The organism is Syntrophus aciditrophicus SB (assembly GCF_000013405.1).
Taxonomy (GTDB): domain Bacteria; phylum Desulfobacterota; class Syntrophia; order Syntrophales; family Syntrophaceae; genus Syntrophus; species Syntrophus aciditrophicus.
In genome coordinates this window covers 2,122,776-2,135,091 of record NC_007759.1, presented here as the reverse complement: position 1 = coordinate 2,135,091, position 12,316 = coordinate 2,122,776, and the positions used below count along the sequence as shown (strand labels likewise).

Genomic DNA, 12,316 nt, shown 5'->3' with positions numbered 1-12,316 from the left:
CCTTTAACTTTGGAGGAAATCATGAGCTCTACTTGGCCGTTCATCGCAACTTTCGTGTTATGTTTGATTTTCGGTTTCCTGGATGGCTTCCACTGGAGACTCTTATTTGTATCTATCATCCTAACACTTGTCGGAATGGCTGGATACAGAATAATTGACAGAGCGGGCGGCCAGAAGTTCTGGAACAACGATACGATAATATTATGGTGTTCATATGCGTTCATTTTGGCTTTCATGGCATTATCTATCTGCATTTTGTTCATGTTGTCTTTGTTTTTTAGGGAATTTAACGCTTTTTATTTTTTGGGATGCATTTGGATCACAGCTTCCTTTATCGGCAGTTTTTTCATAAACGACGAATTTGAAGACTGGTTGAGAACGAGGCTTGAAGAAAGGAAAACAAAGCCCGTATCCGAAATGGAGTTCAAAAGGATCTTCAACGAACTGGTAGTGGATTTGAAAATAGGGACGCACAACGACGCCGAGCTATTACAAAAATCCTCCTTGATTTATGAGAGGATCTTACACGAAGACCTTGGGCGTATGGGGCTGTTGGAAAATTATCTTCAGACCGACAGGACGATGCAGCTCTATTTCCTGAACAAAAACATTCCTGATTTTAGGGAATATCTCAGGAGAATGATTAAAACGATTAAAAGGGAGATTATCTAAATTTGTTGTTTGAAACCACAGTGATTGCCCGTTCGATTTATTGAAATATCTCAAAAATCCTTTATCCATCTTTACTAGCCTGTACTAGCCTGTGTCATCTTAAAATTATTCAGCAATTGCAAAAAATGCGTTGTAGCATATAATAAAAATGCTACCCAATATCAAATAGTTATCCGATTTATTATCTTCCTCGTTATATTAAAGGGGCAGTCTGCCAATGAGGGGAATCTTCGGATAATCTGATTTGGGTAGCCAGACTGTCCCTTTAATTTGGTTAAAAAACAAAAATATGAAAGGAATTATCTATGTGAGAGTTTCAAGCGACGAACAGGTCAAGGGCACGTCCTTGGAAAACCAGGATGAGCTTTGTCGCGCCTATTGCCAAAACAAAGGCATTGAAGTCCTGGAGATCTTCCGGGAAGAAGGGGCTTCAGCAAAAACGGCCCAACGAGCCGAGTTCTTGCGGGCCATCGAGTATTGCCGGAAGAACAAAGGTAAGGTCGACGCCTTCGTTGTTTATAAGGTGGACCGGTTCGCTAGGAACACTGAAGATCATTTTTACGTCCGGAAAATGCTAATCGATTACGGGGTGACCCTCCATTCCGTGACAGAACCGATCGGCAACAACCCAGCGGAGAAATTCATTGAAACAGTTCTGGCCGGCAGCGCTGAATTCGACAATGCAGTCAGGACCCAAAGATGCGTTGATGGAATGTCCGCAAGAATTAACCAGGGTATCAGTCCCTTTAAGCCACCTTTGGGTTACGAGTGCCAATTTGCCAGACGAAAGGGCTACAAAAAGAATGAACCCGACAAACCCGATGAAAAAATTTTCCCTATAATTCAGAAAGGACTGAAGGAATTTTCCAAAGGCATTTACACCCAAGCGGAGGTTCTTGGTCTCTTTGACAAATTCGGATTGAGCAAGACACGAGGTATAAAAACCAGGCCGCAACTGGTTAGTCGGATCTTCAGTAACTACCTCAAATTCTATGCTGGAATAATCGTCAATCCGTGGACCCACGAAGAGATTAAAGGCTTACACCAGCCGATGATAACCGAAGAGGAATATTTCAGGATCAGAATGATTCTGGCGGGAAAAACCGTCAGAGCCAAGAAACAGAAATTTAATCCGATTTTTCCTTTGCGAGGAACTGTTAAATGCGGTTATTGCGGGAGGCCTTTGACGGGCAGCTGTTCGCGCGGAAGGAGTGCGAAATATTCCTATTATCACTGCTACAACAAAGAATGCTCGATGTACGGCAAGGCAATAGACAAGCTAGGATTGGAAAACGAATTCATGAATTATCTTGATGAGATAACTCCCAAGAAAGAATTCTTGAAATTGTTCGAGACGACAGTTTTGAATTTATGGAATGAAAAAGGTTCTTACTTCGAAGAACAGGCGCAGAAATATTCAAGATATTTGACTGTTTTGGACGGAAAGCGAAAGACGATTTTTGAAATGCGCGAAGACGGATCATATACGGCTGATGAATTTAAGGAGCGCAAGGAAGAAATCGAAAATGAGATTATGGTAACAAAAATATCCTTGGATGAAACAAGGATTGAAAAATTCGATATTGAAGCTACCCTGTCTTACGCAAATAGTTTTATATCAAATTTGGGAAGACAATGGCTTGATTTATCAGAATCTCGTTCGCGGTTCCAAAAGTTGGTATTTCCGGAAGGAATTTCATATCGGCGGGGCGAAGGTTTTGGAACCGCCCCTTTGGGGCTTATTTACGAGCTTAATAGGACTTGCGGAACGGATAAATCCCTTATGGTAGACCGCACGCTCATCAGTTGGAACCAAATTATCACTGAATTGAAGCAATGGCAGGACTTAAAAGAAAGTTTGAGCCTTGCTATGTAGGATAAAGCAGGGCTATATTAGGTCAGTCTTGACTCATATGTAAATTGGCATTCCATTAAGACCCCTTTTATGAAGGAGCTGAAATGAACAACCTTATTATAAGGAAAGAAGTAATAAAATTTAATAGCCCTTCCGAATATAGTTTAACAAAGGGAAAATTGCTGAAAAGTTTAAGTATATGTGAATTTGATGATGCCGCATGTGAAATAACATATCTGACAGAAGAAATCACACCGATGAATACGGATGAGGAAAGAATAAAAGTTCTCCTTCTTTTCAAAAATCCTCATCCTGATTCTATTGATGGAGGCCTCTTCTTTTCAGAAGCTCATTCTAAATTATTTTGGGTCCGGTTTTTTGAGGTTGATTGTAACCAGGAACTACGTTCCCTTTTAAATAGCACGGATCGGATTAAAAAAATCGCGGACACTATGGCGTCGGGTGATTATGATTGCCCCTTTCTTTATTATTTCCGCTGCTTTTATCCTTTTCCGTCCCGTCAATTCGCTGATTTAGAGAAGTTCTTCGGAGGAGCACCGTTGACTTATCAAAAAGAGATACTTGATAGATCTGAAGAAGAATTAAAAGCTTACATTAAACAGCACGATATTGGAATTATCATTGCTTTTTTCAAAGACGCAATGGCTTTGCTAGGCGGAACAGCGTTTGCAAAATCAGAGGATGTAATAAAAAATGCAAAGGTTGGTATGAAGAAAGCGCTGCTGCAAAACAACGACAGTCTATTCTGGCAAAAGAACCCCAACTTTAAACAGGAGATAAATGATAACGTTAAAGTTTACCTTAATATAAATACCCGACTCAAGAATGGGAAAATGACCGACAACAACAATGTCAAATTGGAAAAACGATATTTCACCTATAACCTGGAGCTGATTTTGAGGGATGTATTGAAGCTTTATGGGGCAAGCAACGCTCCATCAGTCTCGCCTGTGGGAAAGAAATGATGATTCGAAGGTGAAAGATAAATTTTTCTGTTAAGAGGTAGGTGATTGAAATGCCTGAGCTGAAGAAAGCCTGTTCTATCTGTGGGAGAGAATATCCTCATTCGGAGTTCACATATGGCAACCGGGAAAACAGATCATACTGTAAGCAATGCAATAGAGAAGAAAAAGCTGCTTATCGTCGAGGAGGTGTCGAAGAGGCCAGCAAGTATCGTGATAAAAAGAGATTAACCTGGAAGAAAGCTTAGCAGTCGTATCAAAAAAAAGAAATAGCGGGGTTATTTGTTATGACAGGTCCCATCTTTTTTATTGGATGAAGAACGGCCGCACCCAAACAGTAGGCCCATATCTTTTTGAAAAGATTCCAAGAAGAAACATAATAAGCGACAAACAATTCTACTGAATAATGAGGTTAGTACTATGCCAGCGACATTCGCGCACTGTCTATTGGCTCGTGAGGCCATGGAACGGTTTGGAAAATCGAAGCTCTTCCCCGGAGTTCTCAAGACAAAAAACCATTTTGTCGTCATGGGCGCTACGGGACCTGACTATCCCTATCTGACGGATGTCATGAAGTATGGGGTTTTGCATATTGGCCATAATTGGGCCAACAGGATGCACTATGAAAATATTGATGGGTTCATTCTCGAAGGGATCAAGAAACTTTCGTCGATGAATAAGACGAGCGAGGAATTCAAAAACTGCCTTGCCTGGTTTTCGGGGTACGTGAGCCATGTTGTCGCGGATTCCTATCTACACCCTGTCGTCAACAGCACTGTACACGGCATATACCTCTTTACCAATGAGAAGCATGGACGCTGTGAGCTAGTGCAGGACATATATATCTTCAAAAAGATGACAGACACGGATATTTGCGCAGCAGCGGCACGAGATAGGAATTCATTTGGATACCTGAGCATCCTAGATGATTGCTCCGATCCGCAAGACCTCGACAAAATACACCCGCATATCAGAGTATTTTGGTCAGAACTCCTGAAAGCCGCTCATCCCTATGCGTCAGATTATTTCGGGGATCTCAATCTGGATGAGTGGCACAAAAATTATAAAGGGCGGGTGGATTTCGCTGCCGATAGCCAGTCGATTTTCCGGCATGTGCTCGATATTGCAAATGCCCCGCGATATGTGCCATGGACCGCCAGTTCAATCTCAAAGGAAGAGCGTTCTAAATATATCGACAATGTTGAAACCCCTAGGGGGACAAAACAATCCTACGATACGCTCTTTAGTCTGGTGGCAGATCAAATCGCTGCTACGTGGAATGCCTTGTTCCCGTACATAAAAAATGGACAGGTCCCGCCAGCGACACTTGTCAAGGACTGGAATCTTGATACAGGCGTGGATGAAAGCAAAATTGATTTCTGGAAGGAGGCCTAAATCTAAATGAAAAGAATCTCGCTGCTCATCTTATTAGTCGGCCTTCTGTTTTGCGCAGCCTGCGCAACAACGCCTTCGGTGCCGGAAAGGACGACAACTGAGTCCATGTTGAATTTTCTGCCTTATCTCAATCAGAAAGTGGCTGGTTATCTCGATATGAATCCAGCAGTTGTATTGGACGCCAAGACCTATAAAAAGATTGTTGACGAAGAGTGCGGCCCTTTACCGTCGTGCGGGAAGAATGCTGATGTCATGTATGACACCTATAGCGTCCAACCCCGCTGGCTGGACGGTATTTTCAGTGTGATGTTATGTGATAAGAATGGGGCAATAAAGATTATGGAGGATTTCTCCTGTAATGAGCAGCTAGTGGAAATCGCAAGTTTCCAGAACAACCCAAGCGGGCCATGCATCTTCGAAGATAAATGGAAGGAAAAAGTGGCTCCATCTTGTCCCGAAATAAAGTGAATAGATAAAGAGGAATAAAATGGCGACATCACACGTCCAGAAAAAATGCGAAAAATGGATCATTGACCATTGGTTGCCAGAACGGTTCAATGAGGGATTCGGAAATAAGCAACTCAAGATGCAAGGTAGGGGCAAATTTGAATTTGATGCTGTCAATGAAAGTGGAACGATAGTTGGCAATATTTCTACGGCTACGGCTTATACATATCGGGGCGATATCGCTTCTGGCAAAAAGTCGAAGATACGCGCAGATTGCCTAATGTTGTCACTTGTCTCTGCCAAGAAGAAACTAATGATCCTCACCGAACCATGTATGCATGAATTCACGTTAAAAGAGCAGGAAGCCGGTAGGTTGCCTCTAGATATTGAAGTATGCCACGCAGATCTTCCATCCGAATTAAAAGAGGCCCTTGCCGCCGCGCGTGAGGAGGCGTCGAAAGAAGTAAGGGGTGGCGCGCTATAAGGCGCTTGAGAGGAACCTTCCGCTTTTTAACTCAATCGGCGGAGATGTAATCATCTTCAACCACATCCGTTATTTAAGGTGGTAATCCGGCGCTAGCCCCGATAAAAAGGAAATTTATGAATCCTGAAATTATTACAAACAACATTTCTGACTTATCGATACGTGAAAAAATCCATGAATTCCTTCCTAAATCTGACAAAGTTATCATTGCCGTGGCTTTCTTCAACGATTCCGAGCTTATAAAACAGGCGCTGGAAGCAGGAAAAACCGTCACATTAATAGTAAGCCTGCGACCACCCACAAGTTATTATGCTCTGAAGGACATCTTGCATAAAGACAATTTGAATACCCTTTATCTTGGTCCGGATTTTCACTCAAAGATATATGCTTTTATCGACGATAAGAAAGCGATTATAGGTTCGATCATCGGCTCATCGAATCTTACACCAGGCGGCCTTGATAAAAATATAGAAACGAACGTCGTATTGCAGGACATCGATTCATTGAAACAGGTCGATCAGTTGTTAAAAGAGATTCAGGATCTGTCCACGATTCTGCAACCGGACAAACTGGAAGACTATAAAGAAAGATACGATGACTTTATAAAGAGAAATCCTCCCGAAAAATCATCGAAGAGAGCAACCAAAAAAGGCACAGGCAGCTTCAAGATATCCAAGAAATCATCAGAATATTATGAATTCTGGAAGGTTGCAGACAAAGTAAAAGATTTGGTTAAAGACATATCAGTGAGAGAATATCCTGGCATACCGGTATATTTGGTGGTTGATCATTTTTGGCACTGGGTTGTAAAGATTTGCCCTCCCGGCAGGCTTTCAATCCTTAAAGATAGCAACGACCTCACAAAAGCGGAATATATTCCGAAATTGTTCGAAGATTATTGCAAATGGGACAAATCAGAAAGTGGGAAGACAGCACCAACATACACAGAGTCCATGCCTGAAAATTCCAGGAAGCTTCAAAAGCTGCTATCACAGGATAAGATTAAAATGCTCGATAAGGATGGAGCATTGGAAGTTTATCGTTCTTTTCACGCTACTCCAAGGCTGATCCAACGATTTGAAGCAGATAATCAGTTTATCGGGGGTAACAAAATCAGCAACATTCAGGAATCCCTGGATTATCTCTTATATTCTGATGATGCAATTGATATAAGAATACATAACATGACGGCACCTAATGGAAAGTACAAACTGAAGGAATTTGGGCCTTCTTGTGTACAGGAGCTGCTGGGATGGGTTTATCCGACAAAAATGCCTATAAGAAATAATAAGGCTGATAAAGCTATACGGCTCTTGGGATTTAGGAAATAGATGACTAATTCCGCGTTCTTTTCCCTTCTTTAAATGGCTCCAAGTAAAATCTTATTAACCGTTCATTGTAGATAATGGAGTTGACATCTTGTTGTAAGAAAACAGAGGTAGGAATGGATTCCGTAAAGGAGATTATCGTCAATATTGAGAAAATTCTTGAGCAAAAGGGGTATGGTGCTGATAGACAGCTCGAAGAAGCCATCAGCCAGATAAATGTCAGGCTTCGCGATCTAAATGCATTTTCTGGCACTCAGCCGTTGTCGCTCAGAAGAGCGGAATACGAGAAGGACATCGAAAATAGATGTGATATCTTTCTTTCTGTCGTTAAAGAATCAGCGCAGAATTTGAATGCCCAACAGCGGAGAGATCTTTTCCCAGCTCTCAACGATTTGGCACGACGATGGCTTGGCCAACGCATCAATGCGCATCAAAAAGAGCTTGACGCGTTAGCTGCCCGTCTTGGCGTACATGGCCCAAAAATTCAAGATTCTATTTGCAATCGGGTGTTTGCTTATATTGATGCAGAACTTCAACGATTCAGCGAAATTTCTAAAACTCCAACGGTAAAATTCTCGACAACCCTCGGAGATGGCACAACCAAGACAATTGAATTGCCTGCGCCTTCCTCTATGAAGGCAATCCGGTTTGTAACGCTTCTTCCCGGAGATATCGCGACAGAGCAGGATTTGGTGGAAACCACTCTCAAGATGTTTAATGGGCCTGAGGTTGAAGTCGGATATTACACGGAATATCAGCAACCGATTGATAAGCCTTTGGAAGAGGCAATCAAGCGTGGAGACATCTTGGTGCTTAAGGAAGAAAATTACTATTACAAACACTCTAGGCATGAGCGGGTGTTTATCCAGATTTCCCCCTTGATTCCAGGATCAGAGGATATACCAGAATGGAAGAAAGAATTGGAAAAGACAACTCCTTTTGTAAAACGAACTATTTCCCTTTCTGAAAGGAAAAAAAGAGAATTAGAGATATACCAAAAGATAGAAATGGAGGAGTTTATAAGGGAACAGCGGAAAGTGGCAAAGAACTCATACGAAGTTTTCTTGAGCTATAGTGAAAAGGACAGTTCAATAGCAAATACAATTCGTGATGAACTTCAACAAGAAGATGCAAGGGTTTTTATGGCCCAGAAGTCACTGGAACCAGGTGACGATTTTGCAGAAAAAATCAAGTTGGCACTTCGCGGATCAGCAGAAGTCTGGGTTATTATGTCTCCCAACAGCTTGAACAGTGAGTGGGTCGCAACAGAATGGGGTGCAGCTTGGATTCTCGATAAAAAAATCATCCCCATTCTACATCGCTGTGACGTATCTCAGATTCCGGAAAGACTAAGGCGTTTCCATTGCGTTGATACATTAAATGTTGGAGCAATGATCAAGGAGCGCTTCACAGCTGCGAAGGATTAAGGCAATACGGTTTTAAGCTAGTGACGGGAAAAGTGAAATATGATTGTTCGCCTGCAGCCCTCAGAAATAATCTTACAGATTGAGATATTCTAGAAAAAGCTGATTAGCATATTGGTATCCAAAAAAAGTTAAGATCTGCTTCCTAAAAGCAAAAATCAGAAAATAAAACACAAATAGAACAATGGAAACTGCAAGGACGACAGAATTATTGTTCTGCGATGTCAAGATAAAGACAATGTTAAATAGGCAAAGGAAGGAAGAAAACAACGAAATTCCGACTAGATTTCTCCAAAAACCATAACGTATGTTGAATTGGAGCAAGAGCCTGCCATTTCCAACTTTTTGCCTGATAGAACCAACTGCTTCTTTTATTTTCTGTCTTGCTAGCACTTCGTCCTTAATTTCTTCCTGCGCTGTAGAAAGAGAAACATCAAAATCAGTCTTGACATTCTCATAAATTATAGACCGCCTGTCCTGGCTAATATGTTGATTGTTGTTTAATAGTATTTCCGTTGAGGGAAAATATAACTCATTACCAAAGACTTTCGTCTCTAAGAATTTTCCCAGATTCCGAACAACGTCAGCCAGAAAATACGTGGCAACAACAGTGATGGTTGTGCTACTTATCAGATTTGTAACAATACCTGCGCCAACATCATCTTTGAGAACATAATAAATAAATAAAAATAAAGGGGCCAATGCGATTAAACTTGGATAAACTCTAGCCTTCAGGCTGTACTCATCAAAAAAATCTTTGAGATTTTCGATCATAGTCTATTTCTTTAATAAGATTGATTTATATAAACCGTGTACGGTCCAATGGCCGGCAGATCGATTGTAATTTTACCATCATTCCGAGTTGTAAGGACTTTTCTAATTTTTCCACCAAAATCAAGACCACTACAATGCTGGCTATAAAGATCATGGGATTGGGTTCCGTGTACAATGGACTTGTCCGAGATAATAACTGCGTCTGGCCTACAGTAATTGAAAATCTCACTGCAATAGCCAGTTTCACGTCCGTGATGAGAAGCAATCAAAATATTTGTCCGAAGAAGACAATTAACAAATGATGGATCTTTTAGAAATTCTTTCCAGCCCGCAGTTTCAATATCACCCGGAAACATAATTCCAATATTATTATAGCGGACAAATGTAACAACACTTAAATTATTCGTATCTTGAAACAATATCGGTGAATGATAGAAAAATAATTTTTCCATTCCATAATCTGGAGTAATTACCTCCCCATTAAATACATTACTCATCCAGTCCAGTGCAGTTTGGACGCCCGAATGCACTTCGCCACTTTCCTCATACTTCATATCCTCTATCCATTGAGGATTTACATAATCATTGCGTTTTATAGTATCAGGGCGCAGATGTGGTTCGAAATTGGAAAGATCAGAGAGATGATCCTTATCAAGGTTGGTTAAAACTATGCAGTGTGGCCGTTGGTTACGCCAACTTACCCATGTTGAAGGACGCCAGTTTGTCGAAGAATTATGGCCTGTACCAATCAAAAACAGGTGCCCAGAGGGAGTTTCTATGGCATTACATTCGCCATGCTCAACATCAAAGATATGAATTTTCATAAGCAATTATTTTATATTTTGCAAAAACCATCCTTTAAATCTACTTGAATATTGACTTTTGGGATTTCTCTGTTTAGCGAAGGTTTCATTAGTGACATAAATTGGCATATGCTCGTCGTTGGCATTAACGATCATACAGTCCGCCTGATTATTTGTTATGTAAGGAAGATTTCTGGAACTCCATGCTGAATAAGCCAAGTGTTCTGATCGCGCGTTTCCAAAGAAAGTCATTTTTGGATTCACTACGTCAAGAAAACTATAATCCCTGTCTGATTTCCGGCCATGATGCGGAGCAATGAGTAAATCTACGTTTTTTATAGAATTTTCATGATTTTTCAATAAATGTTCCCATGTTCCATCGTGACTATCACCCCCAAACAGTATCTTTCCACCAGGGCTACGATACAGAATTACATAAGAACAATCATTGTAATCTTCCAATTCTTTTGCCTCTCTAACCATCTCAGATGTTGGGGCAAGAACATAAAAAGCATCACCAGGAGGATTGCCATCCCAATTCTTTGTCCTGTAAATTCCAGAATCGCCAGAAAAGAGTGTCAAACGACGAGGATCTGTATCAGGGTCGGTGTCTCTTAGATTTTTGTAAAATTTCCAATCTTCCTCTAGATATGGAGATTTATCGTTAAACTCGATTTCCTTTTCGTTTTCAATATCGTAAAAATTTGTCGGATTAAATTCCTCAAAAAAATCTTTGATACCATCTATATGATCCATATCCGGATGCGTGGCAACAAATCTAAAAACAGAAGTTAAGGAACGCTCTTTCATGTAAGAAATTGGATTTACCGGATAAGCTTTTTGGTTAAGATTTCCTGAACCTGCTGCCTTCGTCATAATATTTTTAACAATTGACTCGACAATTTTTGATTCCGGAGTTTCTTTGCGGGCGTTACATACATCGATTACAGAAATATGCCCAGATGTATGCTCAATAATTGAGCAATCACCTTCTTTAACATTTAAGAAATGGACTACTGGCATTTGCTTATACCTACTCAAAATTCGGGATTGCCTTGACCACAATCCCTTGAATTCGGAAATCGGAAGTTAAAATAATCGGCTTATGATTCGGATTGGGCGACCTCGGTTTAAGAATGATAGCATTCTGGGTTCGATGAAACTCTTTGATAGTGGCTTCGTATTCCTCCTGGTCAGTTATAATGGGACATTAACATCTGTTTATTTTCCTCGCGTTGCGCTTCTTATCATGATTTTAAAACGAATTCCACCACATTATGGTAATTATGGCATGAGAGATTAAATCGATATCAATAAATACCTGCCAGTGAATCCCTGCCAATCGCAGTGATCTTTCGTTCTTATTCCCCCATCCCCCTCAAATCCATTGTACTCCCCACTCGCGTCGAAGCAATACGGCCAGCTTTCCTTTGCCTTCTTCCATTGTAACAAGGAATCCCCCAAGCCCCTCAAGGTAGTTTATAAATAACTCCACCTTGACCGGCTTGGTGCCCCCTTGTCTTTCCTTCCATTAAGGCAAAGGAAAGGTCCTCTGCCCCGCCAGCCTTCAATAAAGGTCGAAAGGCGGCACTTAAAATCTAAAATATCAAAACATATGGAACCAACTTCACAAAAAATCCACAAGGTGATGACGCGGGCAGTGGCGGAAAAGTACAGCCTGCGGGAGCAAATCGCACTTACGCAAGCCTTCCATATCCTGATGACGGCCTTTCCCCAGGAGAGGCATTTCATCATCGGGTTCGCCTATGCCAACGAAGGTCAGGGCGAGAAGGTCTGGCTCATCATCGACGAGTCGGAAGAGGAGCGCATCGAGACGATGCTTTTCCCCGATGACTATTAATCTTTAAAACTTCAAAATCATGAACGGAAAAAAGGCGGGACAGTACCCGCCTTTTTTTATGCTTCGTTCAAACAAACGTATTTTCGGGGGGACTCCCACCCACCCCATAGTCAGAATAATGGAAAAATAGAAAAGGAGCATGCTTTAACTTTAACAGATCCTAAAAATATCTTTACCAAGGATTATAAGGAGCAAAATCATACCAGTTACCAGTATTACTATATTTACATTGCATACTGCCGGTATTTGTATTTATCTTGCAACAAATCAAACCTACAGGATAGTCACTT

Annotated in this window: 13 protein-coding genes; 9 read left to right on the top strand and 4 right to left on the bottom strand. The window is 41.1% G+C overall.

Features of this window, described 5'->3' with window-relative positions:
* The first annotated feature begins 21 nt into the window (after positions 1 to 21).
* The 8 genes from SYN_RS09820 to SYN_RS09785 all read left to right on the top strand — a co-directional run bounded on the left by SYN_RS09820 (position 22) and on the right by SYN_RS09785 (position 8,591).
* Positions 22 to 672: a hypothetical protein gene (locus tag SYN_RS09820; RefSeq protein ID WP_148202547.1), complete on the top strand. Its 651-nt coding sequence runs from the start codon at positions 22 to 24 to the stop codon at positions 670 to 672.
* A gap of 244 nt (positions 673 to 916) precedes the next feature.
* The gene (locus SYN_RS09815) at positions 917 to 2,548 is read left to right on the top strand and encodes a recombinase family protein (protein WP_011417952.1); all 1,632 of its coding nucleotides are present in this window, start codon (positions 917 to 919) and stop codon (positions 2,546 to 2,548) included.
* 83 nt (positions 2,549 to 2,631) lie between these two features.
* Complete coding sequence (locus SYN_RS09810; protein WP_011417951.1) at positions 2,632 to 3,513, top strand: hypothetical protein; 882 nt, start codon at positions 2,632 to 2,634, stop codon at positions 3,511 to 3,513.
* A 417-nt stretch (positions 3,514 to 3,930) separates the two neighbouring features.
* Positions 3,931 to 4,905 (top strand): zinc dependent phospholipase C family protein, encoded by a 975-nt coding sequence (locus SYN_RS09805; protein ID WP_011417949.1) that lies wholly within the window; start codon positions 3,931 to 3,933, stop codon positions 4,903 to 4,905.
* Between the two features lie 6 nt (positions 4,906 to 4,911).
* Positions 4,912 to 5,373: a hypothetical protein gene (locus SYN_RS09800; RefSeq protein WP_011417948.1), complete on the top strand. Its 462-nt coding sequence runs from the start codon at positions 4,912 to 4,914 to the stop codon at positions 5,371 to 5,373.
* Between the two features lie 19 nt (positions 5,374 to 5,392).
* Positions 5,393 to 5,836 carry a hypothetical protein gene (locus tag SYN_RS09795; protein ID WP_011417947.1) on the top strand — a complete coding sequence of 148 codons (444 nt, stop codon included), beginning with the start codon at positions 5,393 to 5,395 and terminating at the stop codon, positions 5,834 to 5,836.
* A gap of 116 nt (positions 5,837 to 5,952) precedes the next feature.
* On the top strand, positions 5,953 to 7,167 hold the full coding sequence (locus SYN_RS09790) for a phospholipase D family protein (protein WP_011417946.1): 1,215 nt from the start codon (positions 5,953 to 5,955) through the stop codon (positions 7,165 to 7,167).
* Positions 7,168 to 7,280: 113 nt separating this feature from the next.
* A complete protein-coding gene (locus SYN_RS09785; protein WP_041584972.1) occupies positions 7,281 to 8,591 on the top strand; it encodes a toll/interleukin-1 receptor domain-containing protein in 1,311 nt (436 codons plus the stop codon).
* A 72-nt stretch (positions 8,592 to 8,663) separates the two neighbouring features.
* Here the strand turns inward: SYN_RS09785 and SYN_RS09780 are convergent, their stop codons facing one another.
* From SYN_RS09780 to SYN_RS17070, 4 genes are read right to left on the bottom strand one after another with little or no spacing between them, the layout of a single operon-like run.
* Positions 8,664 to 9,362, bottom strand: a complete 699-nt coding sequence (locus SYN_RS09780; RefSeq protein ID WP_011417944.1) for a hypothetical protein — start codon at positions 9,360 to 9,362, stop codon at positions 8,664 to 8,666.
* An 11-nt stretch (positions 9,363 to 9,373) separates the two neighbouring features.
* Positions 9,374 to 10,186, bottom strand: a complete 813-nt coding sequence (locus tag SYN_RS15350; protein WP_148202546.1) for a hypothetical protein — start codon at positions 10,184 to 10,186, stop codon at positions 9,374 to 9,376.
* Positions 10,187 to 10,192: 6 nt separating this feature from the next.
* Entirely contained in the window at positions 10,193 to 11,188 is a 996-nt protein-coding gene (locus SYN_RS09770; protein ID WP_041584971.1) for a ComEC/Rec2 family competence protein, read from the bottom strand.
* 10 nt (positions 11,189 to 11,198) lie between these two features.
* On the bottom strand, positions 11,199 to 11,303 hold the full coding sequence (locus tag SYN_RS17070; RefSeq protein ID WP_353740324.1) for a hypothetical protein: 105 nt from the start codon (positions 11,301 to 11,303) through the stop codon (positions 11,199 to 11,201).
* A gap of 477 nt (positions 11,304 to 11,780) precedes the next feature.
* Between SYN_RS17070 and SYN_RS09765 the strand changes: the two genes are divergently transcribed.
* Positions 11,781 to 12,026, top strand: a complete 246-nt coding sequence (locus tag SYN_RS09765; RefSeq protein WP_041584970.1) for a hypothetical protein — start codon at positions 11,781 to 11,783, stop codon at positions 12,024 to 12,026.
* The last annotated feature ends 290 nt before the right edge of the window (positions 12,027 to 12,316 follow it).

What these genes read in the sequence shown, in the direction of transcription:
- SYN_RS09820 (WP_148202547.1), top strand. Translation starts at nt 22, where the DNA reads ATGAGCTCTACTTGGCCGTTCATCGCAACTTTCGTGTTATGTTTGATT.
- SYN_RS09810 (WP_011417951.1), top strand. Translation starts at nt 2,632, where the DNA reads ATGAACAACCTTATTATAAGGAAAGAAGTAATAAAATTTAATAGCCCT.
- SYN_RS09805 (WP_011417949.1), top strand. Translation starts at nt 3,931, where the DNA reads ATGCCAGCGACATTCGCGCACTGTCTATTGGCTCGTGAGGCCATGGAA.
- SYN_RS09800 (WP_011417948.1), top strand. Translation starts at nt 4,912, where the DNA reads ATGAAAAGAATCTCGCTGCTCATCTTATTAGTCGGCCTTCTGTTTTGC.
- SYN_RS09795 (WP_011417947.1), top strand. Translation starts at nt 5,393, where the DNA reads ATGGCGACATCACACGTCCAGAAAAAATGCGAAAAATGGATCATTGAC.
- SYN_RS09790 (WP_011417946.1), top strand. Translation starts at nt 5,953, where the DNA reads ATGAATCCTGAAATTATTACAAACAACATTTCTGACTTATCGATACGT.
- SYN_RS09785 (WP_041584972.1), top strand. Translation starts at nt 7,281, where the DNA reads ATGGATTCCGTAAAGGAGATTATCGTCAATATTGAGAAAATTCTTGAG.
- SYN_RS09780 (WP_011417944.1), bottom strand. Translation starts at nt 9,362, where the DNA reads ATGATCGAAAATCTCAAAGATTTTTTTGATGAGTACAGCCTGAAGGCT.
- SYN_RS15350 (WP_148202546.1), bottom strand. Translation starts at nt 10,186, where the DNA reads ATGAAAATTCATATCTTTGATGTTGAGCATGGCGAATGTAATGCCATA.
- SYN_RS09770 (WP_041584971.1), bottom strand. Translation starts at nt 11,188, where the DNA reads ATGCCAGTAGTCCATTTCTTAAATGTTAAAGAAGGTGATTGCTCAATT.
- SYN_RS09765 (WP_041584970.1), top strand. Translation starts at nt 11,781, where the DNA reads ATGGAACCAACTTCACAAAAAATCCACAAGGTGATGACGCGGGCAGTG.